The organism is Dactylosporangium vinaceum, from assembly GCF_019904175.1.
GTDB classification, from domain to species: domain Bacteria; phylum Actinomycetota; class Actinomycetes; order Mycobacteriales; family Micromonosporaceae; genus Dactylosporangium; species Dactylosporangium vinaceum.
The window spans coordinates 1,778,356-1,801,248 of the sequence record NZ_CP061913.1 but is presented as its reverse complement, the minus strand read 5'-3'; the positions used below and the strand labels follow the sequence as shown (position 1 = coordinate 1,801,248).

Here is a 22,893-nt window from a genome sequence, read left to right as displayed (position 1 = left end):
CGCGAACGACACGCCAGCCACCGAAGCCATCACGAACCCCGCAACACCAGGAACCGACCGCGCAGCAGTACGCGGCACTCAGTCCTCCTCCTCGCCGGGCGCGGCCGCACCGGACCGCAGCACCGAGGAGTGCGAGACGGCGTACAGCACCGCAGTGTGCTCGGACACCCGGTGCTCGGGCGCGGTCGCATGCGGCACCTGCGCCACCCCACGGCTGTGCTGCGCCTCGTTGCGCTCCGCCCCGAACCCAGCCGCGCCATCGCCGGCCTCATCCCGCGCGGACGCGCCACGCCCGGCCGCGCCACGCCCGGTAGCGCCACGCGCGGATGCGTTCCACGCGTTCGCATCATGCGCGGACCCGTCCGGCCCGCCCATGTCACGCTCGGACGCGTCCGGCCCGCCCATGTCACGTGCGGACGCGCCACGCTCGGACGCCCTACGCTCGGACGCGCCACGCTCGGACGCGCCATTCCGCTGCTCGTCACCGTGGACGTTGCCGGACCCGCGACCGTGACCATCACCGGCGTCGTAGCCGCGACCGCCGTCGTAGCCACCGCCGTCGCGGTCGTCATGATCGTCGCGGCCGTCGCGCCCGTGGCCGTGGCCTGCGCGGCGATCGTGGCCTGCGCGGGGGTCGTGGCCGGCGGGTGGGCGGCTGTCGGACGGGTAGCCGAGCGCGTCGTTGCGACCGGATGTGTGGCGGCCCCTGGGCACGTAGCCGATGCCTTCGTTGCGCGCGGGCGCGTCGGTTGCCGACCGTGCGGTCCGGTACTCGCTGCCACGCGCGGACGCGACCACGTCGCGGCTCACGGAGGCGAAGCCGTCGCCGACCATCGGGCCGCCATCGTCGAACGCGCCAGCGCCCAGCGAGGCCGCGAGACCAGCCGGAGCCGGTTCGGTGGCCGGGGCAGATGCGCGGCCCGGAACCTCTCCTGCCGCCGGTGAACGGCCTGAGACCCCGCCCATCGCCGCAGATGCACGACCGGAGGGCACGGTCACCGACGCAGATCCGCGGCCCGAAGCGTCAACCGCCGGCACGGACGTGCGGCCCGACGACACGGTCGCCGACGTAGATACGGGACCCGAAGCTTCGACCGGCGCCGCCGACGTGCGGCCCGACGACACGGTCACCGGCGCGGACGCGCCGGCTGAGGACGTGGTGCTCGAGGCCGTGGCGCTCGGGGTCGCGGCAGAGGAGGTGGTCCGTGGCGTGATTGACGACGGCGGGGTTGTGGGGTCGATCGCGATTCCCGCGCTCGCGCCCGCGGAGCCCGAGCGGTGCAGCTTGTGCCAGCGGAGCCGGGCGCCGGTCAGGGCCGTGCCCATCGACTGGATCAGGACGATGTACATCAACTGGCGGTACACGAACTGCTGGAGCGGCAGGACCCAGAGCGGGCGGAGCTTCTCCTTGTCCAGGCGGAACGCGACGATCGCGGTCACCAGCTGCATCGTGAACATCGCCAGCCAGGCGGCCGTGGTGATCTTCCAGCTCGAGAAGAACAGGCCGTAGACGAGCAGGATGTCGATAAGCGGGGCCAGCAGCGGCAGGGCGATGCCGAAGAACGCGATGAAAGGCAGGCCGAAGCGGCCGAAGCGGCCGGAGGGACCGCGGTCCACGATCGACCGGCGGTGCTTCCACATCGCCTGCATCGTGCCGTAGCTCCAGCGGTACCGCTGCAGCCACAGCTGGCGCAGCTTGCTCGGCGCCTCCGTCCACGCGCGGGCGCGCTCTTCGTAGACGACGCGCCAGCCGGTGCGGCACAGGGCCATGGTGGCGTCGGTGTCCTCGGCGAGCGTGTCGTGGCTGATGCCGCCGATGTCGGCCAGGGCCCGGCGGCGGAAGGCTCCGATGGCACCCGGGATCGTGGGCATGATCTGCAGGATGTCGTACAGCCGGCGGTCGAGGTTGAAGCCGATGACGTACTCGATGTGCTGCCACCGCGCGACGATGGTGTCACGGTTGCCGACCTTGACGTTGCCCGCGACGGCGCCGACCGTGGGGTCCGCGAAGGGCTGGACAAGGTGGCGTACCGCATCCGGCTCGAAAACGGTGTCGCCGTCGACCATGACGATGAGGTCGTGCCGGGCCATCGCCACGCCGACGTTCAGCGCGTTCGGCTTGCCGCCGTTGGGAATGCGCACGACGCGGACGTTTGGCAGGTGCATCGCGGCAACCAGGTCCGCGGTGTTGTCGGTCGAGCCGTCGTCGACGACCACGACCTCGATGCCGCCGGGATGGTCGCCGCCCGCGAGGGAGCGTACGGCGGCCTCGATGCCCTCTTTCTCGTTGTACGCGGGCACGATCACCGACACCGGCTCCTCGACCGGCGGACCCCACTGCCACGCCTTGTCGCGACGCTTCCGCGCGTGCCGACCGGCCAGCAGGAACAGCGCGACAGTGCGGCCGATGGTGAGGATTCCGACGATCAGGAACAGCACGCGGAGCAGTTCCATGATCCAGTCGGCCACGCCGACGGCCGTCACGAGCGCGAAGGCCCGGCGCTGGTCCCGCACTGTGGCGGGCGCCTCCAACGCGATGTTCTGGCCTGAGAGCGTCTTGGCCAGGCCGCCGGAGACGGTCGTGAAGGAGTACCCCCGCTGCTGCATTATCGGAATGAACCGGTCGAGCGCTTCGATGGTCTGCCGGCGGTCGCCGCCGGCGTCGTGCATGAGGACGATCGAGCCCTTGTCGCCCTCGGGCGTCGCGCCCTGCACGATCTTGTCCACGCCCGGGAGGCTCCAGTCGCGGCTGTCGGTGTCCGTCATGATCGACAGGTACCCGAGGCGACCGGCCTCCTTGATCAAGGGCCAGTTGGCGTCATCGATGGCGTCGGCGCTGGAGGAGTAGGGCAGGCGCAGGAGGGCCGACTTCTGCCCGGTCGCCTTGACGACGGCGAGCTGGGTCTGGGAGTACTCCAGCTCGCGCTGCCACTGGGAGAGCTGGTCCAGGCGCGGATGCGTGAAGCTGTGGATGCCGATCTCGTCGCCTCCGCGCGCGAGCTCGGAGACGAGGTCGGCGTGCCGGGTCACCTGGGTGCCCACGACGAAGAACGTCGCGTTCACGTTGTGCCTGCGCAGCACGTCCATGACCTGCGGCGTCCACTGCGGGTCGGGGCCGTCGTCGAAGGTGAGGGCGATGGTCTTCTTCGGCAGCGAGTACGAGTGCACCTGGTTGTTGCGGGTGTCGATGATCGGGCCGCCGTCGATGACCGACTGCGGCACCGTCGTCTGCTTGCCGGCGCTCTCGCTGTGATCAGGGTGGAACTCGGCGTTGACGTACGCCTCGACGAACAGCACGCCCGCGAGCATGGTCAGCAGGACGATGCCGAAGATCAGCCGGGTGAACGAGAAACGCTTCCGCGCGTCCTTCTTCTTGCGGCTCACGCCGCCACCTCCGCAAGCTCCTTCGCCGGTGCGAGCTCAGCTCCGAGCCGCCGGCGGGCGGTCGTTCCGGTCCGCTGCGGACGGCTCACGCCGGGCCCAGGCTCGCGGTGGCGCTAGGCGTGGCACCGGTACCCGTCCCGCCGGACCCCGTGCCTCTGGTCCCCGTGCCGCCGCCACCCGTGCTGGTGGCGGCCGGCGTCGCGGCCGGAGGCTGCGTCTGGGTCTGGGTCTCTCCGACCGGCACCGTGTCCGCCGACGGCTTCGCCCCCGAGCCGGTGGCGTTCCCGCCCGGGAACGCCGTGCCCTCGCTGGCCGGGGTCGCCGTGGGCGTCGGCGTCCCGGTCGGATCGGTCCCCGGACCACCGGTCGGGCTCTTGCCGGGGTCCGCCGCCTTGGTCGGCGTGGCGCTCGGAAGCGCCGTCGGCGGGGCGACAGTGGCCTCCGCGGGCGGCGGTGCCGTGGTTGTGGTGGTACCGGGAACCGGCGCGCCGGTAGACGTCGCCGACGGCACCGCGATGGCACCGCTCTGCGCCGGCTTGTTGGCGTTCTTGATCTTCTTCGCCGTCGTGACCGCGGGCGGCTTGACGGCCTGGTTGTTGGACCCGGGCTGGGCCGCGGGCGGCGGCTGCTCGACGCCCGGCAGGTTGTTCACCAGCTCCGGGAACGGCAGCAGCTGCTGCGGCTTCAGCGGTCCGCCGACAAGGCTCGTGGCGACCAGCGCGCCATAGACAAGCGTCGCCGCACCGAGCGCGCCGAAAACAATTCGGATTCGCCTTCCCCGGCGACCCGAAGCATCGACGAATACCGGCGACGAGAGATCGTTGACCGCAATGATCTCGGTGGCTTCATCCATGGAAGTGGTTTCGACTGGCACCGCGCAAACATAGGGTGAGCGGCCGACTTAAGCCGCAGGAAAAACGAATAAGAATGGCCGTAACCAAATCCACCGTGGCGCTAGCTGGTCATATCGGTGAGGCTCGGTATTAATTCACCCGATCGGATTCACCCCGTCGACCGACCACGTACGGCGTTCCTCACCGGTAGCTCACCCGGGGTCATAGCCGTTCAGATGATGCCATTTCATCCGGTCGGCGACCGGTTCCGCCAGCCCGACGATGCCCTGTTTCGCCCCCTCTCCCCATCCCGCGCCCGCGCGATTACCCACTCGGCAGCCCCACCGAAAGCGCCGCGCGGAGGGGACCGCAGCGCCAGCGCGGAGGCAATCCGCGCGGTGGCAGGAGCTGGCAGCGCCGGTGCGGAGGCGGTCCGCGCCGCGGCAGAAGCCGGCAGCGCCCGCGCCCCGCGTCCGCGCGTTGGCGAAAGGGTGAGACATCCGCGCGGCGACGGGCGCTCGCAGCCACCAGCCGTGTCCGCGACCGCGCGCCGGCAGACTCCCAGCACCCGCGTCCGCGCGCCAGCAGACTCCCAGCACCCGCGTCCGCGCGTCGGCGGACTTCCAGCACCTACGCCCGGGCGTCGGCGAGAGCTCGCAGCCAGCATCAGTGCCCGCGTCCGCGCGTCGGCGAGAGCTCGCAGCCAGCATCGGTGCGCCCGTCCGCGTGTATGCGGGAGATCGGGTGTGTGCGCCCGCGGGCCGGGTGGTTGTGGTCTACGGCAGCGTGCCCCGCAGCATGCTGTGCCCCGAGTGCGTCGAGTTCCCGTCGTGGGGCTCCACCGAAATGTCGATGATGTTGTACTCCGACAGGTCGAGCTTCGCCGGGACGTTGAACGCGCCGTTGCGGCCGAGTATGCCGAGCGCCTCCATGCGGGTCGGCTGGTCGCGGTTCAGCAGCCACGCCTCGTAGTCGCCGTCCGGCTGGGCGGGCATGCCGGCGGCGTGGACGACGAGGGTGCGTTCGCCGTCGACGATGCGCAGGCAGGCGTAGCCCGCGGCGCCGTTTGGGGCCTCCGGGAGCGCTTGGAGCTCGACGCGCCTGTCCTGGGGCCGGCAGTCGGCCACGTCGGTGGTGCCGGTCCGGCTCGGTCGCAGCCAGAGGGCCGTGCCAACCGTCGCTCCTGCGGCTGCGAGGACCGCGGCCGCGGCGGCGATGGCGACAGTGGTTCTCCAGGTGGGCTTGCGACGCTGTGGCAGTACAAATGCCAGATTTGCCGGTTTGTGGTTTTCCCCCGGAGGGTCAGTGAACAGGCCGACAGCCGGTGGCGGCGTGTTGCGCCCGGAAGCGGCGAGCTCCGCGCGGATGCGCTGCCAGACGTACTCCGGCGGCGGTGGGAGCGCGCGGAGGCGTGAGGTCTGCCGGGCCAGGCCCGCGACATTGCGCAGCGAGTCCATGTCGGTGCGGCACTGCTCGCAGGTGTCCAGGTGTCCGGTCTCGTGCTGGTCCAGGGCCTCTTCACCGAGCGCCAGGAGTACCAGCCGCTCGGGTTCCAAATGCGGCACCGTCCACCTCCCATCGGGTGCGCAGCCGGGCCATCCCGCGCCGCAGGTGGCTCTTCACAGTGCCGAGCGGCAGCCTGGTGAGGGCGGCGATCTGAGCATGGGTCAGGTCGTCGTAGAACGCCAACTCGAGCACGCGGCGCTGCTCGCCCGGGAGGTGGGCCATCTCGTCGGCCAGCACCAGCCGGTCGATGATCCGGTCCGGTGGTGCGTCGCCCGCGCCCTCGCGCACGGGCCCGGCCAGGCGGCGGACCTCCTCGGTGATGCGGCCGTCGCGCGCGGACGCGCGGATCTGGTCCACGACCTTTCGCCGGGCGATGCCGAGGAACCAGCCGAGCAGCGAGCCGCGGTCCGGGTCGAAGCCCTCGCGTCCGAGCCACGCCGCCACGAACACCGCCTGGGTCACGTCCTCGGCGTCGGTGACGCTGCCGACCCCGCGGACGGCGAGGTGGTACACGGCGGGGCCGAAGCGCTCGTACGCCATCCGCAGCGCGCGCTCGTCGCCCGCCCTGAAGAGGTCGGTGAAGCCGTCGTCGGAGACGTCGCCGTCGCGCCCGTCGCGCTGGCGACCGTTGTCGGTGTATTCGGCGGTCACCGGCGGCCCCGGGGCTTGCGGTGGGCGCTACCGGGCGTCTCGGGGCACACGCTCATGTGCGGCACTGGGCTGACTCTCATGTGCGGCAGTGGGTGGAGGCTCATGTGCGGCAGTGGGCGGATGCCGTCGTGCCGCGGTGACCGGGCGCTTGTCCGCAGCGTCGCGCCGGCGCTCGGACGCGCCGCAAGCTCGGCGATGGCGATGGCGATGGCGCGGGCACGGGCACGGGCACGGGCGCGCGAGGTCAGCTCAGCGCTCGGATGCGACACGGGCCCACCACTCGGACGCGACACAAGCTCCGCGCTGGCGCACGGCGCCGGCTCGACGCTCGGACGCGACACAGGCCAGGCCATGGCGCGCGGCGCCGGCTCGACGCTCGGACGCGACGCAGGCCAGGCAATGGCGCACGGGGGCGGCCCGGCGCTCGGAAGCGGCGGCCAAGCGCTCGGACGCGGTGGCGTCGCGGCGCTCGAAAGCGGTGTCAGGCGGGTGCGCTTGCGTGGCCCTCGCCGGGCGCGGTTGTCCAGCGGGCGCCCGGGTGCTGTCCGGGGTCCGCTCGGTGGCTGCGATCGCCGCCGTCGCACGGGCACGTCCTGGAGTGAGTGCGGTAACGATGGTCGTTCTCGAGGATGTTTCGGAGTCTGGCCCGCCGTTGGATGCACCTGGCGAGAAACTTGCTATTCGTAATTGCGTCGATGCGCACCGCATCGGACATTTTCAGGAACGTGGCACATCGCCCCTACGCAATCACGTTCAGTAGTGGGCGGATGGCGGTGCCCGGGCGCTTTCGGCAGGCCGACCAGTATCGCTGCCGGCCGATGATTGCGGCACGCCCGTTACGCCCGGTGCCGTCACCGGTGCGGTCATGGACCCGGTGGGTTCGGGAGTGGCGCGAACGCTGCCATACCGGAGAGGTGGTAAGGGGTGGCAGGCCGTTAGGCTTGGCCCCGATGCCGTACCTCGACCATGCTGCCACCACGCCGATGCTTCCGGAGGCGCTCGACGCCTACGCCGCGACCGCGCGGGAAGTCGGCAACGCCTCATCGCTGCACGCACCCGGGCGCCACGCCCGTCGCCGGATCGAGGAGGCGCGGGAGCGGATCGCCGCCGCGCTTGTGGCCCGGCCGTCGGAGGTGATTTTCACCGGCGGCGGCACCGAGAGCGACAACCTCGCCGTCAAGGGCATCTTCTGGGCCCGCCGCGCCGCCGACCCGGCCCGCAACCGTGTCGTGGCCACCTCGGTCGAGCACCACGCCGTCCTCGACTCGGTGGCCTGGCTCGAGTCCCACGAGGGCGCCGCTGTGACCTGGCTGCCGGTCGACGCGGCCGGGCGCGTGCACCCGGAGGCCCTGGCCGAGGTGCTGGCCGGGGGTGACGTCGCGGTGGTCACCGCCATGTGGGCCAACAACGAGGTCGGCACTATCCAGCCCGTCGCCGAGCTGGCCGCCCTGGCCGTCGCCGCGCGGGTGCCGTTCCACACCGATGCCGTGCAGGCTGTCGGCCAGGTGCCTGTCGACTTCGCGGCCAGCGGCGCGGCCGCGCTCACGGTGAGCGGCCACAAGCTCGGCGGTCCGATCGGCGCGGGCGCGCTCCTGCTCGCCCGTGAGGTCGACTGCACGCCGCTGGCGCATGGCGGGGGGCAGGAGCGCGACGTACGCTCCGGAACCCTCGACGTGCCCGGGATCGTGGCGTTCGCGGTGGCGCTGGAGCTTTCGGTCAAGACGCAGCGGGAGTCGGCCGAGCGGATCGGCCGGCTGCGCGACGCGCTTGTCGCGCGGGTGCGGGCCACGGTGCCCGAGGCGATCCTCAACGGCGACCCCACCGACCGCCTCCCCGGCAACGCCCACTTCTCCTTCCCGGGCTGCGAGGGCGACGCGCTGCTGCTCCTCCTGGACGCTCAGGACATCGCCTGCTCGACCGGCTCGGCCTGTTCGGCGGGTGTGGCGCAGCCGTCGCACGTCCTGCTGGCCATGGGCGCCGACGACGCGCGGGCGCGCTCGTCGCTGCGCTTCACGCTCGGCCACACCTCCACGATGGCCGATGTGGACGCCTTGGTGGCCGCCCTGCCGGGTGCGGTCGAGCGGGCCCATCGCGCGGCGACCAAGAGCCGCTGAAGCCCCACTCCGGCCCACTACGGCCGACGTGGACGCCTTGGTGGCCGCCCTGCCGGGCGCGGGTCGAGCGGGCCCATCGCGCGGCGACCAAGAGCCGCTGAAGCCCCACTCCGGCCCGCCACGGACGCACGGACGCTGCTGTAAACGAAACGCCCGCCGCGGCCGGGGACCGGGCGGGCGCTTCCGAGCGTGCGCGACTACTTGCGCTTGCGGATCTCCTCGGCGGCCTGCGGGACGACCTTGAACAGGTCACCCACCACGCCGAAGTCGGCCAGCTCGAAGATCGGCGCCTCGGCGTCCTTGTTGACCGCCACGATCGTCTTCGAGGTCTGCATGCCGGCCCGGTGCTGGATGGCGCCGGAGATGCCGAGCGCGAGGTACAGCTGCGGCGACACCGTCTTGCCGGTCTGCCCGACCTGGAACTGGTGCGGGTAGAAGCCGGAGTCGACGGCGGCCCGCGACGCGCCGACCGCGCCGCCGAGCAGGTCGGCCAGCTCCTCGACGAGCTTGAAGTTGTCGGCGCTGGCCACGCCGCGGCCGCCGGAGACGACGATCGACGCCTCGGCCAGCTCGGGGCGGGCGCCCTTGGCCTCGACCTTGCGCTCGACGACCTTCGCCAGCCGGTCCTTGTCCTCGACGGCAACCTCGACCGCCTCGACCGAGGGGGTCGCGGGCGCGGGCGCGGGGGTGAGGGAGTTGGGGCGCACCGTGACGATCGGCAGGCCCTTGGTGACCTTGGACTTCACGATTGTCGAGCCGGCGAAGACGACCTGCGTGGCGGTACCGTCGGCGTCGAGCGCCACCACGTCGGTCAGGATGCCGTTGTCGAGCTTGACCGCGACCCGGGCCGCGATCTCCTTGCCCTCCTGCGAGGAGGCGACGAGCACCGCCGACGGCGAGACCCGCTGGATGAGCGCGGCCAGGACGGTGGCCTTCGGCGCGACCAGGTATTCGTCGAGGTCGGCACCGGTCGCGTTGTAGATCTTGGTGGCGCCGTATTCGCCGAGCTTGGCCTCGACCGCGGAGACGTCCCCGAACACGACGGCCGAGACGTCGCCGCCCAGCGTGCGGGCGAGGGTCAGCATCTCGAGCGTGACCTTCTTGATGCCGCCCTGCGAGGAGGCTTCGACAACGACCAGAACTTCAGCCATGAGTGACGTCTCCCCTACACGAACTTCTCGGAAGCGAGGTACCCGACGAGCTTCACGCCACCGTCGTCGCCCGCGTCGACCTTGTTGCCGGCCTGGCGCGGCGGCCGCTTGCTGTGCTCGACGACGGCGCTCGTCGCACCGGCGGAGCCGACCTTGTCGGCCGCGACACCCAGGTCGGCCAGCGACAGGGTCTGCAGCGGCTTCTTCTTCGCGGCCATGATGCCCTTGAAGGAGGGGTACCGCGGGTCGTTGATCGTGTCCCAGACGCTCACGATCGCCGGCGTCGCGGCGGTGACGACCTCGTAGCCCTCATCCGTCTGCCGCTCGATGGTCAGCTGGGACCCCTCGACGGTGACCTTGCGGGCGCCGGTCAGCGCGGCGATGCCCAGCCGCTCGGCGATCATGTGCGGCAGGACCTGGACGCGGCCGTCGGTCGACTCGGCGCCGCAGATGATCAGGTCCGCCTGCTGCTGCCCGATGGCCGCGGCGAGCACCTTCGAGGTCGCGACCGCGCACGAGCCGTGCAGCGCCTCGTCGGTCACGTGGACGGCCGAGTCCGGGCCCATGGAGAGGGCCTTGCGGATGGACTCCGTCGCGCGGTCCGGGCCGACGGTCAGGACGACGACCTCGCCGCCGTGCGCCTCCTGGAGGCGCAGCGCCTCCTCGATGGCGTACTCGTCCATCTCGTTGATCACATTGTTCGCCGACGCGCGGTCGACGGTGTTGTCGTCACTGCGCAGGTTGCGCTCCGCGCCGGAGTCCGGCACCTGCTTGACGAGTACGACGATCTTCATCGTGGTCCGAGGTCCTCCTGCTTGACAGTCACCGCGCCGTCGCTGGCGACATGCGCCCCACGTTACGGCTCACACCGAGCCGAAACAGGTTCGCCTCCACGATGTTACTCAGGAGTAGGTTCAGGATGGCGGTGAAAAGCATCACGAACCGGGCGCACGATGAGACGCGGGGGTGGAGGAATTGTCGCAAAAATCCGTCATCATCGAGGTCCAGCGTCCGCTGTCGGCTGCGGTCGCCCAGCACGCTGCGGAATTGGTCACACACCGCCGCCGCGACCACCCGGACGAGCACCTCTGCACCTGCGGACGACCCCGCGAGGCCTGCGTCTCCGACACGATCCGCGAACTCTGGCACCTGGACGAATCTCACTGAGCGGGCCGCCCACCGGCCCTGCGTTGAGCCGCGCGGATGCGTCGCCGGGAGCGTCACGGCAGGGTTGTTCGCATCGCCTGGCGGGCCGGGGGTAGGGCAGCCAGGGCCGCGGCCGCCGTGGCCAGCAGCGCGTAGAGCGCCAGCTGACCCACCGGGATGACCGGGTAGCCGTGGCCGTACTGGCGGATCAGGCCGACCGCCGCCGCCGCGCCGGCCACCACGCCCAGGCCGAGGCCGACCACGGCGCCGACGACGGCCATCAGGACCGACTCCAGGATCAATGTCCACCGCAGCTGGGCTCGCGACAGGCCGAGCGCTCGCAGCAATGACGATTCGCGGGAGCGCTCGAGCACCGACAGGGCCAGCGTGTTGGCGATGCCGGTCAGGGCGATGACTATCGACATGCCCAGCAGGGCCGAGAAGACCAGGAGCTGGCGGTCGAGGGTCTCGGTGACCTTGGCCCGCCACTCGGCCTGGCTGGAGACCTGGAGGCGCGGCTCCTGGCGTACGGCGTCGTCCACCGCGGCCCGGGAGGTCTGCGACGGAACGCCTTCCGCGGCCTTGACAAGCACCGAGTCGGGGCCGCGGGCGCCGAAGGCGGTGGCGAAGTCGGTCCAGTCCAGCAGGATCTCGCCGGTTGACGGGGCGTCGTCGTAGATGGCCACCACGCGCAGCGTCCGGCCCTCCAGCGTGACGTTCGAGCCGACCTCGGCGCCCACGGCGGACGCCAGGGAGCCTTTCAGGGCCGCGTCGCCGGGGCCGAACTGCGCGACCGAGCCGCGCATGACCTCCGGGCGCAGCGCGGTGCCGAGCGCGCCCGGCTCCATCGACCAGGCTTCGGTGGGGCGGCCGTCCACGTCGGTGCGGCTGCTGCGGGCGCCGGACACGGCGGCGAACTCGGTGCGGGCATGCAGGGCGGTGACGACGGTGGCGGGGATGGCCGGCGTGCGCTCGTTGAAGACGAAGCCGCCGGTGACCACGTAGTCGACCGCGAAGTTCTCGTCGAGTTCGCGCTCGGACTGGGCCCTGGTCGTGGCCAGCAGTACCGCGAACAGGCTCATCAGCGCCAGGCCGACCGCCAGCGCCCCGGTGGTGGCGGCGACGCGCTTCGGGTTGCGCCGGGCGCCCTGGACGGCCAGCCGCGCGGGCGCGCCGAACAGCCGGGACGGCAGCCAGCCCGCCCACGCGGTGACCCGGCCGATGACGAACGGGCCGGCGGCGACCGCGGCCGCGAAGAGCGAGATGGCGCCGAGAAACACTACGGGTACACCCAAGAAGCCCGGGGCCTGCGTGCCGCCCGCGATGAGCAGCGCGCCAGCCCCCGCCAGGGTCCAGGCACCGCCCAGGCGCAGCCGGCGGTGCCCCGGCAGGACCGCCTCCACCGGCGCGGCGGACAGCGCGGCCATGGGCGGGACCCGGCTCGCGGTCAGCGCGGGCAGCAGCGAGGCGAGCACGGTGCAGACGGTGCCGGCGGTCAGGGCGACGGCGACGGTGGTGGGCGCGACGACCAGGCGGTCGATCTGGATGGACTTGCCGAGCGCGTCGCGGCCGACCAGCAGCACCCAGCCGACCCCGGCGCTGGCCACCAGGCCGCCCACGGACGCGACGAGGCCGACGACGAACGCCTCGAGGACCACCGAGCCGAACAGCTGCGTCCGCGAGGCGCCCACGCAGCGCAGCATGGCCAGTTCGCGGACCCGCTGGGCGACGAGGATGGCGAACGTGTTGGCGATCACGAAGACCGACACGGCCAGCGCGACGAGGCCGAATGCGAAGAGCACGACCAGGAAGCCGTTGACGTACTTCGCCGCCGCCGTCGCGTAGATGCCGCGCAGCCGCTCGCCGCTCAGCACGCGCGGGCCGGCACCGAGGCGCTCTCGCATCGCAGCGGCGAGGGCGGCCTCGGTCACGCCCGGGCGCGCCGACGCGACGACCTCGGCGTAGCCGGTCGCGCCCGCGACCGCGCGCATGTCGCCGGGAGTGAGGGCGGCGACGCTCAGGCCGGCGAAGCGCTTGTTGGCGCCGAGGTCGAAGGTGCCGACCAGGGTCAGGGCGACCTGGCGGCCGTCCGGTCCGATGACGTCGACGGACGCGCCGGGGCCGAAGTGGTACACCTCCGCCGTCACCGAGTCGATGGCGATCTCGCCGTCCCGCTGCGGCAGCCGCCCGGTCGCGGTGTCGAACATGCTCAGCGCGTGATCGCCGGGGGTGGACACGGCCCAGCCGACCTTGCCGAAGTTAGCGATCAGGCGACCCCCGGGGTCGAGCATCGACAGCCGCTCGGCCATCCGCCCGTCCGCGCGCAGCACCTGCGGCAGGCCGCGGACCGCGTCGAGGTCGTCGAAGCCGAGGCGGCGGCTGGACTCGGTGAAGCCGGATGTCTGGTCGCCGAACGGCACCCGCTCCGGCCCGGCCGACGCATCGACGTTGCGGGCCGCCCGGGCCAGGTCGTCGTAGAAGGCGGCGCGCGCCGTGTCGCCGTAGACGAGGGTCCCCGCGAGGAATCCCACACCGATCATCACGGCGACGGCGGTCAGCACAAGACGTACCTTGTGAGCACGCAGTCCGGCGAGCGTCGTTCGAAGCACGAGCCGAGAGTACTGAGGGAGTCTGACAGTTCATGTCCATGTGGTCCGCGGTTCGCCTCTGGTTCGACCCTGACGAGGTCCGCTCGGTCGGGACCACACCGGACTACCGCTTCTCCCTGGCCAACGAGCGCACCTTCCTGGCCTGGCTGCGCACCGCGCTGGCGCTGATCGGCGGTGGTCTCGCGGTCGCGCAGTTCCTTCCTGAGCACCGGTTACGCGTCGTGATCGCGGTGGCACTCCTTGCGCTCGGCGCCCTCGTCGCAATCCGGGCGGTCGATCACTGGGCTCGCTCGGAGAAGGCGATGCGCACGGGCGCGGCGCTGCCCCCGTCCCGCTTCCCCGCAGCCCTTGCCCTCGTGATCACCGCGGGCGCGGTCGCACTGCTGATCGCCACGCTCGCGTGAAGGAGACCCAGACCGAGCGCACCCAGCTCTCGTGGCGCCGCACGCTGATCTCGATGACCGTCGTCGCGCTGCTGCTGGCCCGCCTGTCCGCGGTACACCTGGAGTCGATGGCGGCCGGGCTCGTCGTCGCCGCCACGGGGCTCGTGTGGGCGGGCGCGGTCGCGCTCAGCCGGCACCGGACGAGCCGCATGACCACCCCCGTCGGGCGAGAACTGCCCGCCCTGGTCGGGCTCATCCTGCTGTACTGCGCGATGGGCACCCTGTTGCTGGTGTCATGACCCCCTCGGCTGAGTCATCATTGCGCCATGGGACGTGCATTGCCCTTCTTGATCGTGCTTGTCGCGACGCTGCTGGCGTTGATCGACTGTCTGTCCTCGGAGCGCGAGGACATCCGCGGGCTGCCCAAGACCGTCTGGGTTCTGATCATCCTGCTCGTGCCGGTCATCGGCCCGGTGGCCTGGTTCTTCGCCGGTCGGCCGGTGTCGTTGGAGCAGCGCGCGGGCGTGGTCGCCGGCGGCCGCAGCCGCAAGAAGGTCACGGCGCCGGACGACGACCCGGACTTCCTGCGCGGGATCGACACCGCGCAGTCGCGCCGCGACGCCGAGCTGCTGCGCAGCTGGGAAGAAGACCTGAAGCGCCCGGATGATGACAATCCAGGCAAATAGCTGACGCGCCCGCGCCGCCGCCCTGAGCCCTAGTCCGCAGGCACACAGACGACGAGCGCCCCGGGCCGGACCCGGGCGGTCAGCTGCCGCGCGGGCGCGATGACGTCCCCGTCGAGCTCCCGCGGTTCGTCCCGGGCCGCCTGGACCTCGACCGACTGCGCCCGGAACGTCTCCAGTCCGTGAGTATCATTTCCGCGCCGCAGCAGTACCCCTCCGGCCAGCCGCAGCCAGTCGCCGACATGGCGCGGCGTCAGCACCGCCACATCCAGGCAGCCGTCGTCCGGCTCGGCGTCCGGCAGCAGCGGCAGGCCGCCCTGCAGCCGCCCCACGTTCGCCACCAGCACGGTGCTGGCCCGCCGGTGCAGCCACTTGCCGCCGTCGAGCCGGATGCGCACCGACGCGCGGCGCCGGGTGAGGTTGCGCAGCCCGGTCGCGACGTACGCGGCCCAGCCGAACCTCGCCTTGGCCGAGTCGGGCGTGTCGCCCACCATCGCCGCGTCGAAGCCCATCCCGGCCATGACCGTGAAGATGCCGCACCCGTCGACCTCGCCGACGTCGATCCGGCGCCGCTTGCCCGTGATGGCGACGGCGACCGACTCCGCGACGTCGCGCGGGATGCCGAGGTTGGTGGCGAGCAGATTGCCGGTGCCGGAGGGGATGAGCGCGACGGCGACGTCCGTGCCGGCCAGCTCGCCGGCGACGGCCATGACGGTACCGTCGCCGCCGCAGACAAGCACCACCTCGACCCCCTCCGCCGCGGCCGCGCGGGCCATGCCGCAGCCGGGGTCCTCGGGCGTCGTCTCCAGCCAGAGCGGCTCGGGCCAGCCCGCGTCCGCGACCGCGCCGAACAGCTCACGCCGCCGCTCGTCCATATCGAGGACCTTTGACGGGTTGATGACGATCGCGGACTTGACGGTCACGCCGGCACCCCCGCCCGCGTCGTCGCGGCCTTCACCCCGGGCTCGCCGGCGTCGCTCATGACCCCACCTTGCGGTATCTCGCCTGGAAGAAGCAGAACACGCCGAACGCGGCCACCCCGAGCGCGACCGCCAGCAGCAGGAACTTGCCGTAGGGCTGCCCGGCGAGGGTGTGCAGCGCCGCGTCCAGGCCCCGCGACTTGCCGGGGTCGTTCGTGATCGCGGCGTCGAGCAGCAGGTACCCCACGATGCCGAACGCCACACCCTTCGCCGCGTAGCCGATCTGGCCCGCGCGGACGGCGGCCTGGTGACGTACCCCCGCAGCAAATTGCAGTTTCTTTTCGAACTTCTTCTTGTACCCGTAGTAGATCATGCCGATGCCGAAGCCGATGACCACGAGACCGGCCAGCCCGACGAGCCACTCCCCCGCCGGCTTGGCCATGATGCCCGCGGCCGCGTCCTGCTGCTGCTGGGCGCTGGAGGACGGCGTGCCCAGGACCACCTTGCCGGCCGTCCACGCGAGGCCGCAGTAGACGATCACGCGAGCGCCGGAGGCGACCCGCTCGAAAATGCGCTCTTTGCCGTGCGAGTCCGTATGACCCCAAATGGCGAGAATCGCCTGCCACACCGCGAGCGCCACCAGGCAGACGATCACGAACCACAGCAGGATGGCGCCGAACGGCTGGTCGGCGAGCTTCTGGAAGGCACCCGACTGGTCCGCCTCCTCGCCGCCGCCGCCGAACGCGATCTGCGCGGCGACCCAGGCGAGCGCGAGGTGCAAGAGCCCATAGCCGGTGAACCCCACCCTTGTCAGGTACTTGAGCAGATCGTTGTTCCTCATGTTCTGCCAATCCCCAGGTTGGGCATGCCATCAAACGTGAGACGTGACAAGGCGACACTTCTACGCATCTCCGCGTTCAGCGCCGCGGCGTTGCTGTTCACCGTGCTGGTGATCGCCGTGCGGGTGCGCTGGGTGCCGATGGAGTCGATCGACCGCGGCGTCGCGAACAGCCTGAATCGCCTGGTCGCGCCGAGTGACGCCCTCGTCCAGCTCATGGGCGGCATCAGCCGGCTCGGCAGCTTCGGCGTGCTCGGCTGGTTCATTGCCATTGCTTCGGTGGTACTGCTGGTGCGCCGACAATTCCGCCTGGCCCTCTTCCTGCTGGCCACCTCGCTCGGGGGCCTCGTCCTCGACCCGGTACTCAAGATCGCGGTCGGCCGCCTGCGCCCCGTCGTCGAGCAGCCCGTCGCGCACGGGGGCGGCAACAGCTTCCCCAGCGGCCACTCGCTGAACTCGTTCATCTGTTATGCGGCGCTGGTCCTGGTCTTCCTGCCGGCCCTGCCCGCGCGGTGGCGGCGGCCGCTGCTCATCGCGGTGGGGGCGCTGGTGGCCCTCATCGGGTTCAGCCGGCTGGCGCTCGGCGTGCACTTCCTCTCCGACGTCCTGGGCGGCTGGTCGCTGGCCGTGGCCTGGGTGGGGCTGTGCGCGGGGGCGTTCGAGCTGTGGCGGTACGAGCGCGGCGAGCAGGTCACCGCGCCGCTGGTCGTGGGGTTGGCGCCCGAGGCCGCCGACGACCTCCAGCTGACCTCGTCGCACCCGCCCATCCCCGAGCGTGAGCTGCCGCTCCTCCACTCGCGCGGAAGCGACGACGCTCCCGCGCGCGCGGACGGCGACGCGGCGACCACGCGCGGGAGCGACTCGCCGCGCGGAAGCGGCCTGACCCGCGGGAGCGGCACGCCGCGCGGAAGCGACCTCGCCGCCGCGCGCACGGACGGCGACGCGGCGACCACGCGCGGAAGCGACCCCATGCGCGGAAGCGGCACGCCGCGCGGAAGCGAGAGCAGGCGTGGGCGGGGGTGGATTGTTGCCGGGCTCGGCGTGGCATGGGTGCTGACGTTCGGCGCGCTCGTCGGGCTTGGCGTCCCGCTGGCCCGCTACCGCGCCGGCAACGGCAACATTCTGGGCGACAGCACGATCCCGCACTGGTTCGCCGGGCACCGTACGGACGCGCTCGGACACGTCACAATCGTCGGCAGCGAGGTCGGCAACACCCATGCCATCCTCGCCATCGGCCTGGCGATCGGGGCCCTGGCGCTGGCCGTGATACGCCGCTGGCGGCCGGTCGTCTTTCTGGTCACTGTCATGTTCGGCGAGCTCAGCCTTTTCCTGGGCAGCGCCGCGATCGTCGGGCGGGCCCGGCCGGACGTGGAGAACATGGACGGGCCGATGCCGACGTCGAGCTTCCCGTCCGGGCACGTCGCGGCCACCATCTGCATCTGGCTCGTCGCGGCCGTGCTGGTCATGCCGCGCACCCGCGCGTGGTGGCGCTGGCTGCCCGTGGCGGCGGCGGTGCTGATGCCGCTGTGGGTGGCGGTCTCGCGGATGTACCGCGGCATGCATCACCCCACCGACATCCTCGGCAGCTGCGTCCTCGCGGGCCTCTGGGTGTTCGCCGCCTGGTGGCTGCTGCGCCCCAACCACGACCTGGCCGAGGAGCCCGCTCCCGCGCGGACGCGCCCGAGCGAGAGCACAATCCAAAGTCCGAGCCCAAGTGAGACCACAAGGGCGGCCCAAAGCCCGAGCCCGAACCCGAGCCCGAACGCGGTGATCGCTCCATGACCGATTGGTTCCTGACCGCGCGGGAGCGCGGCAACCCCCACTCGAAGCTCGAAGCCTGGACCGAAGGCAACGCCGCGCGGCCCCTGATCGACGGCCGCGAGTACTACGGGGCGCTCCTGCCCGCCGTACGCCGCATGCAGCGCGGTGACCTACTGCTGTTCACCGACTGGCGCGGCGACCCCGATCAGCGCCTCGACGGCCCCGGCACGGAGATCCGGGAGGTGCTGTGCGACGCAGCCCGCCGGGGCGTCATCGTCAAGGGCCTCATCTGGCGCTCGCACCTCGACCGGCTCCAGTTCAGCGAGGAGGAGAACCAGCACCTGGGTGAGGAGATCGAGAAGGCGGGCGGCGAGTGCCTGCGCGACATGCGGGTGCGCACCGGCGGCTCACACCACCAGAAGTTCATCGTGCTGCGCCACCCGGGCCGCCCCGAGCACGACGTCGCGTACGTCGGCGGGATCGACCTCTGCCACGGCCGCGGCGACTCCAGCGAGCACGAGGGCGACCCGCAGGCAGTGCCCATGGCGCCCGTGTACGGCCCGCGCCCGCCCTGGCACGACGTCCAGGTCGAGCTGCGCGGCCCCGCGGTCGGGCAGGTCGAGGCAACCTTCCGGGAGCGCTGGACCGACCCGACGCCGCTGTCGCGCAACCCGCTCTTCCGCTTGCACGACCTGATCTACCGCGAGGACACGCACGCCGACCCCCTCCCCGAGCAGCTCCCCGACCCACCACCCGCGGGTGACCTGGCCGTACAGCTGCTACGCACCTATCCGCACCGCCGCACGGGCGCGTACCCGTTCGCCCCCGACGGCGAGCGCACCGTCGCCCGCGGCTACCGCAAGGCGCTCGGACGCGCGCGGCGCCTCATCTACGTCGAGGACCAGTACCTGTGGTCACCCCAGGTCGCGGAGTGCTTCGCCGACGCCCTGCGCACGTCGCCGGACCTGCACCTGGTCGCCGTCGTCCCGCGCCATCCCGACGCGCCAGGCAAAATAGCCAAGACGCCGCAGTTGTACGGCCGCGAGCGCGCCCTCGCCATGATCAACGCGGCGGGCGGGGACCGGGTGCACGTCTTCAGCCCCGAGAACGCCCACGGCACACCGATCTACGTGCACGCCAAGGTCTGCATCGCCGACGACGCCTGGGCCACCGTGGGCTCCGACAACGTGAGCCTGCGCTCGTGGACGCACGACTCGGAGCTCACCTGCGCCGTCGCCGACCCTACCGGCGAGTACACACGGTCACTGCGGCGCCGCCTCGCGCGCGAGCACCTCGGTATCGACATTGATGATGATGACCCCGAAACGTTCATCGCCGCGTTCGAGCAAGCGGCCGCGAATCTTTCCAACTGGTACGCCGCCGGAAAGGTAGGTGATCGACCACCCGGCCGCGTGCTGCGGTACGACGCACCCAGCCTGACCTGGTGGACCCGCCAGTGGTCAGGGGTCCTGTACCGCCTCGTCCACGACCCCGACGGCCGGCCGCGCCCCATGCGGCGAACCGATGAATTCTGACGGTTTTGTGCCGTTCACTCTCCGGTCTTCTGGCCGTGCTCATATCGCGTGATGACCGCGTGGCAACTCGCCTGCATCGACATGGCAGGCACTACGGTGCGTGATGAAGGCCTTGTCGAGCAGGCATTCACAGTGGCGTTCGCCGGCGAGGGCGTGGCTCCGGGCACCCCTCAGCACGAGCGCATGCTCGCCGTAGTCCGCAAGACAATGGGCCAGAGCCGCATCGAGGTGTTCCGCCTCCTCCTGGACGGCGACGAGAAGCGGGCCCAGGCCGCGAACGAGACGTTCGAGGAGGCGTACGGCCTGCTGGTCGACGAGGGCGCCGTCCTGCCCATCCCGGGCGCCATCGAGGCCATCAAGACCTTGCGCGCCAACGGCATCAAGGTGGCTCTCACCACCGGCTTCGCCCGCGCCACCCAGGAGGCCATCATCGACGCCCTGGGCTGGTGGGGCCAGGTCGACCTGGTCCTGTCCCCGGCCGACGCCGGTCGCGGCCGTCCCTTCCCCGACTTCATGCTGGTCTCCGCCCTCAAACTCGGCGTGGAGGACGTCCGCCGCATGGTCGTGGTCGGCGACACTCCCCTAGATCTCATCGCCGGCCAACGCGCGGGCGCGGGCCTCCTGGTAGGCGTCCTGACCGGCGCCGGCGACCGCCAGGCCCTGCACTCCGCCGGCGCCCACGAGGTCATCGGCTCGATCGGCTCCCTACCCCGCCTACTGGGCCTGGAGTAGCCCAACCAGCAGCCGCCCGACCACGCCGGCACCCGAACACGCGACACCCCACGCCCGCCCCATAAGGACGCCAAACCGCACGGACGCGCGACGACCAGCCAAGCGGACGCCAAACCGCGCACGCCCGAAGAAACAACACCCGCACCCCGCGAACGCGCGGACGAGTAGCGCGCGAACGCGCAAGCGGACGGGCGACCGCGCGAGGCCCTCGGACGCGAGCGCTCGGACGCGTAGCGCGCGGACGCAAGGCACGCAGACGCCGCTCAGACGCGTAGCGCGCGGACGACGAACGCGCGAGGCGCACGGACGCGAGCGCTCGGACGACGAACGCGCGAGGCGCACGGACGCGTAGCCCGCGGATGCGATGCGCGCGGACGCGAGGCAGGCAGATGCTGCGCGAATGCGTAGCGCGCGGACGCGTATGCGGGCGGATCAACGCGCGAGGCGCACGGACGCGGGACGCTCGGACGCGGGACGCTCGGACGCGAGGCACTCGGACACACAGGCACGGGGGGACGCGCGGACGCGCGGCACGTAAACGCGTAGCGCGCGGACGCGTAAGCGGGCGGGCGAACCACGCAAGGTGCACGGACGCCAGGTGCACGGACGCGACGCGCTTGGACGCACAAGCGCGGGGGAACGCCCGGACGCGAGGCACGCAGACGCCGCGCGGACACGTAGCGCGCGGACACGTAGCGCGCGGACACGTAGCGCGCGGACACGTAGCGCGCGGACGCGTAGCGCGCGGACGCGTAGCGCGCGAGGCAGCTCGGACGCGAGGCACTCAGACGCACAAGCACGGGGGAACGCGCGGACGCGTAGCGGGCGGGCGCGTAGCGGGCGGACGCGTAGCGGGCGGGCGCACAAACGCGCGGGCGAACGTGCGGACGCCCAGGCGGGTGGACGTCCGCGTCGCGTCGTGACTGTGCTGTCCGGCGGCGGGAGGCAGGTCGGGACGCAGGCGTCCTAGGGACAGCGTCGGGGCGGGGTCTGGGTGGAGCTGGCGGTCAGGCCAGGTTGGACGAGCGTGGGTAGGCGTCCTCGGGGTCGGTCAGGACGTTCACCAGGTAGGGCACGCCGGCCGAGAAGGCGCGGCCCAGGGCGCCGGCCAGGTCGCCGGGCTTCTCGACCGTCTCTCCGGCGCCGCCGAGCGCCTTCACCACGTCGTCGTAGCGCAGGCCGGGCTGCAGGTCGGCGGCCAGGTCGTAGCCGTAGATCTGGCGCATCGGGTGCTTCTCGAGGCCCCAGATGCCGTTGTTGCCCACGACGATGACGACCGGCAGGTTCTGGCGGACCAGGGACTCCACGTCCATGAGGGAGAAGCCGGCCGCGCCGTCGCCCATGAGGACGCAGATCTGGCGGTCCGGGTACGTCACCCGCGCGCCCATGGCGTAGCCCATCCCGGTGCCGAGGCAGCCGTACGGGCCCGGGTCGAGCCAGGTGCCGGGGCGGGACGGCTCCAGGTATTTGCCGGCGTAGGACACGAAGTCGCCGCCGTCGCCGATGGTCACCGCGTCCTCGGCCAGCACCTTGCGCAGCTCGCCGTAGATGCGGCTGGGCTTGATCGGGTCGGTGTCGGCCTCCAGGGCCTCCGTCTCGCGGCCCTTCGCCGCGTTCTCGGCGGCGCGCAGGGTGGCGATCCACTCCTCGTGGTCCGCGATCATCCCGGTGTACCCCGCGAAAGCCGACAGCACCAGCCGCAGATCGCCCACGGGCGCGGCGGCGGGGGTGACGTGGCCGGCCTTCTGCGACGGGGCGTCGGTGACGTGGACGACCTGGGCGCCGCCGAAGTCGCCGAAGTTCAGGCGGAAGTCCAGCGGCGTGCCGATGACCGCGACGACGTCCGCGCCGCCGAAGGCGGGCTTGCGCGCCCGCGCGAACGCCAGGGGGTGTGACGGCGGGAGGGAGCCGCGGCCCATGCCGTTGGCGAAGACCGGGATGCGCAGCGCCTCCGCGGCCTCGCGCAGGGCGGCCGTGGCGTCGCCGGCCCACACGTCCGAGCCGGCCACGATGACGGGGCGCTCGGCCGCGGCCAGCAGACTCACCGCGCGGTGGATTTCGTCGGGGTCCGCTTCTTGTGGCGGTACCACCGCTGCGTCTTGCACTTCGATGCCGTCGGCAGTGGAGAAGACGACCTCGAGGGGCAGGTCGACGAAGACCGGGCCGCGGTGCGGGGTGAGCGCCGTCAGGGCCGCGGCCCGCATCCGCGCGTAGACCTCGTCGGTCGAGAAGATCGTCTCGGCATGCTTGGTGACCGCCCGCACGATCGGCAGGTGGTCCATCTCCTGGAGGCTGCCGGAGCCCCAGCGGAACTGCGGCGCGCGGCCGCCGAGCACGACGACCGGCGCGCCGTTGAACAGGGCGCTGGTCAGGCCGGAGACGCCGTTGGTGACGCCGGGGCCGGCGGTGAGCACGGCCAGGCCGGGGCGCCGCTGCAGCTTGGCGACCGCCTCGGCGGCGAAGACGGCGGACTGCTCGTGGCGCACGTCGACGATGCGCACGCCGGCCCGCTTGGCCGCGTCGTACAGCGGGAAGACGTGCCCGCCGGAGAGCGTGAACATCTCGTTGACCCCGAAGCCGCGCAGCGCCGCCAGCGCGAGATCCCCGCCGTGCCCGTCGATCGTCGTCATGCGCGAATCCTACTCAC

Annotated in this window: 18 protein-coding genes; 7 read left to right on the top strand and 11 right to left on the bottom strand. The window is 72.0% G+C overall.

The features are described 5' to 3' along the window. Positions 1 to 78: 78 nt before the first annotated feature. From Dvina_RS55500 to Dvina_RS07770, 4 genes are all read right to left on the bottom strand, one after another. Positions 79 to 3,384 carry a glycosyltransferase gene (locus Dvina_RS55500; protein ID WP_343217154.1) on the bottom strand — a complete coding sequence of 1,102 codons (3,306 nt, stop codon included), beginning with the start codon at positions 3,382 to 3,384 and terminating at the stop codon, positions 79 to 81. 85 nt (positions 3,385 to 3,469) lie between these two features. Further along, on the bottom strand, positions 3,470 to 4,237 hold the full coding sequence (locus tag Dvina_RS07780; protein WP_223101667.1) for a hypothetical protein: 768 nt from the start codon (positions 4,235 to 4,237) through the stop codon (positions 3,470 to 3,472). Between the two features lie 756 nt (positions 4,238 to 4,993). After that, complete coding sequence (locus Dvina_RS07775; RefSeq protein WP_223101666.1) at positions 4,994 to 5,773, bottom strand: anti-sigma factor; 780 nt, start codon at positions 5,771 to 5,773, stop codon at positions 4,994 to 4,996. Continuing rightward, the gene (locus tag Dvina_RS07770) at positions 5,736 to 6,263 is read right to left on the bottom strand and encodes an RNA polymerase sigma factor (RefSeq protein WP_223105389.1); all 528 of its coding nucleotides are present in this window, start codon (positions 6,261 to 6,263) and stop codon (positions 5,736 to 5,738) included. Before Dvina_RS07770 ends, Dvina_RS07775 begins: the two co-directional genes overlap by 38 nt. A gap of 1,061 nt (positions 6,264 to 7,324) precedes the next feature. On the opposite strand from Dvina_RS07770, the gene Dvina_RS07765 reads away from it, so the two are divergent. After that, the gene (locus Dvina_RS07765) at positions 7,325 to 8,488 is read left to right on the top strand and encodes a cysteine desulfurase family protein (protein WP_223101665.1); all 1,164 of its coding nucleotides are present in this window, start codon (positions 7,325 to 7,327) and stop codon (positions 8,486 to 8,488) included. A 197-nt stretch (positions 8,489 to 8,685) separates the two neighbouring features. On the opposite strand, the gene Dvina_RS07760 is transcribed toward Dvina_RS07765, so the two are convergent. The 4 genes from Dvina_RS07760 to Dvina_RS07745 all read right to left on the bottom strand — a co-directional run bounded on the left by Dvina_RS07760 (position 8,686) and on the right by Dvina_RS07745 (position 13,346). Beyond that, entirely contained in the window at positions 8,686 to 9,639 is a 954-nt protein-coding gene (locus Dvina_RS07760) for an electron transfer flavoprotein subunit alpha/FixB family protein (RefSeq protein ID WP_223101664.1), read from the bottom strand. A 14-nt stretch (positions 9,640 to 9,653) separates the two neighbouring features. Then, entirely contained in the window at positions 9,654 to 10,433 is a 780-nt protein-coding gene (locus tag Dvina_RS07755; protein WP_223101663.1) for an electron transfer flavoprotein subunit beta/FixA family protein, read from the bottom strand. A 28-nt stretch (positions 10,434 to 10,461) separates the two neighbouring features. Next, on the bottom strand, positions 10,462 to 10,725 hold the full coding sequence (locus tag Dvina_RS07750) for a hypothetical protein (protein ID WP_223101662.1): 264 nt from the start codon (positions 10,723 to 10,725) through the stop codon (positions 10,462 to 10,464). Positions 10,726 to 10,859: 134 nt separating this feature from the next. Continuing rightward, positions 10,860 to 13,346 (bottom strand): ABC transporter permease, encoded by a 2,487-nt coding sequence (locus Dvina_RS07745; protein ID WP_223101661.1) that lies wholly within the window; start codon positions 13,344 to 13,346, stop codon positions 10,860 to 10,862. An 86-nt stretch (positions 13,347 to 13,432) separates the two neighbouring features. Between Dvina_RS07745 and Dvina_RS07740 the strand changes: the two genes are divergently transcribed. From Dvina_RS07740 to Dvina_RS07730, 3 genes are read left to right on the top strand one after another with little or no spacing between them, the layout of a single operon-like run. After that, positions 13,433 to 13,798 carry a YidH family protein gene (locus Dvina_RS07740; RefSeq protein ID WP_223105388.1) on the top strand — a complete coding sequence of 122 codons (366 nt, stop codon included), beginning with the start codon at positions 13,433 to 13,435 and terminating at the stop codon, positions 13,796 to 13,798. After that, positions 13,795 to 14,076 (top strand): DUF202 domain-containing protein, encoded by a 282-nt coding sequence (locus Dvina_RS07735; protein ID WP_223101660.1) that lies wholly within the window; start codon positions 13,795 to 13,797, stop codon positions 14,074 to 14,076. The genes Dvina_RS07740 and Dvina_RS07735 overlap by 4 nt, the downstream gene beginning before the upstream one ends. A gap of 27 nt (positions 14,077 to 14,103) precedes the next feature. Next, positions 14,104 to 14,463: a PLD nuclease N-terminal domain-containing protein gene (locus Dvina_RS07730; protein ID WP_223101659.1), complete on the top strand. Its 360-nt coding sequence runs from the start codon at positions 14,104 to 14,106 to the stop codon at positions 14,461 to 14,463. A gap of 29 nt (positions 14,464 to 14,492) precedes the next feature. On the opposite strand, the gene Dvina_RS07725 is transcribed toward Dvina_RS07730, so the two are convergent. Together Dvina_RS07725 and Dvina_RS07720 are read right to left on the bottom strand one after the other, a co-directional pair. Continuing rightward, complete coding sequence (locus tag Dvina_RS07725) at positions 14,493 to 15,383, bottom strand: diacylglycerol/lipid kinase family protein (protein WP_223101658.1); 891 nt, start codon at positions 15,381 to 15,383, stop codon at positions 14,493 to 14,495. 55 nt (positions 15,384 to 15,438) lie between these two features. Then, positions 15,439 to 16,221 (bottom strand): DUF1206 domain-containing protein, encoded by a 783-nt coding sequence (locus tag Dvina_RS07720; RefSeq protein WP_223101657.1) that lies wholly within the window; start codon positions 16,219 to 16,221, stop codon positions 15,439 to 15,441. A gap of 36 nt (positions 16,222 to 16,257) precedes the next feature. Here Dvina_RS07720 and Dvina_RS07715 point away from each other — a divergent pair, with 36 nt between their 5' ends. Genes Dvina_RS07715 through Dvina_RS07705 form a run of 3 tightly spaced genes read left to right on the top strand, consistent with a single transcriptional unit; the run spans position 16,258 to position 20,246 of the window. Beyond that, positions 16,258 to 18,000: a phosphatase PAP2 family protein gene (locus tag Dvina_RS07715; RefSeq protein WP_223101656.1), complete on the top strand. Its 1,743-nt coding sequence runs from the start codon at positions 16,258 to 16,260 to the stop codon at positions 17,998 to 18,000. Beyond that, on the top strand, positions 17,997 to 19,514 hold the full coding sequence (locus tag Dvina_RS07710; protein ID WP_223101655.1) for a phospholipase D family protein: 1,518 nt from the start codon (positions 17,997 to 17,999) through the stop codon (positions 19,512 to 19,514). The genes Dvina_RS07715 and Dvina_RS07710 overlap by 4 nt, the downstream gene beginning before the upstream one ends. 51 nt (positions 19,515 to 19,565) lie before the next feature. Continuing rightward, a complete protein-coding gene (locus tag Dvina_RS07705; protein ID WP_223101654.1) occupies positions 19,566 to 20,246 on the top strand; it encodes a phosphonatase-like hydrolase in 681 nt (226 codons plus the stop codon). 1,007 nt (positions 20,247 to 21,253) lie between these two features. Here the strand turns inward: Dvina_RS07705 and Dvina_RS07700 are convergent. Continuing rightward, positions 21,254 to 22,876: an acetolactate synthase gene (locus Dvina_RS07700; protein WP_223101653.1), complete on the bottom strand. Its 1,623-nt coding sequence runs from the start codon at positions 22,874 to 22,876 to the stop codon at positions 21,254 to 21,256. Between the last annotated feature and the right edge of the window lie 17 nt (positions 22,877 to 22,893).

Excerpts from the sequence above, each read along its gene's own strand:
- Dvina_RS07705 (WP_223101654.1), top strand. The coding sequence starts at position 19,566 with ATGACCGCGTGGCAACTCGCCTGCATCGACATGGCAGGCACTACGGTG.
- Dvina_RS07730 (WP_223101659.1), top strand. The coding sequence starts at position 14,104 with ATGGGACGTGCATTGCCCTTCTTGATCGTGCTTGTCGCGACGCTGCTG.
- Dvina_RS07780 (WP_223101667.1), bottom strand. The coding sequence starts at position 4,237 with ATGGATGAAGCCACCGAGATCATTGCGGTCAACGATCTCTCGTCGCCG.
- Dvina_RS07765 (WP_223101665.1), top strand. The coding sequence starts at position 7,325 with ATGCCGTACCTCGACCATGCTGCCACCACGCCGATGCTTCCGGAGGCG.
- Dvina_RS07760 (WP_223101664.1), bottom strand. The coding sequence starts at position 9,639 with ATGGCTGAAGTTCTGGTCGTTGTCGAAGCCTCCTCGCAGGGCGGCATC.
- Dvina_RS07700 (WP_223101653.1), bottom strand. The coding sequence starts at position 22,876 with ATGACGACGATCGACGGGCACGGCGGGGATCTCGCGCTGGCGGCGCTG.
- Dvina_RS07710 (WP_223101655.1), top strand. The coding sequence starts at position 17,997 with ATGACCGATTGGTTCCTGACCGCGCGGGAGCGCGGCAACCCCCACTCG.
- Dvina_RS07755 (WP_223101663.1), bottom strand. The coding sequence starts at position 10,433 with ATGAAGATCGTCGTACTCGTCAAGCAGGTGCCGGACTCCGGCGCGGAG.
- Dvina_RS07740 (WP_223105388.1), top strand. The coding sequence starts at position 13,433 with ATGTGGTCCGCGGTTCGCCTCTGGTTCGACCCTGACGAGGTCCGCTCG.
- Dvina_RS07720 (WP_223101657.1), bottom strand. The coding sequence starts at position 16,221 with ATGAGGAACAACGATCTGCTCAAGTACCTGACAAGGGTGGGGTTCACC.
- Dvina_RS07770 (WP_223105389.1), bottom strand. The coding sequence starts at position 6,263 with ATGGCGTACGAGCGCTTCGGCCCCGCCGTGTACCACCTCGCCGTCCGC.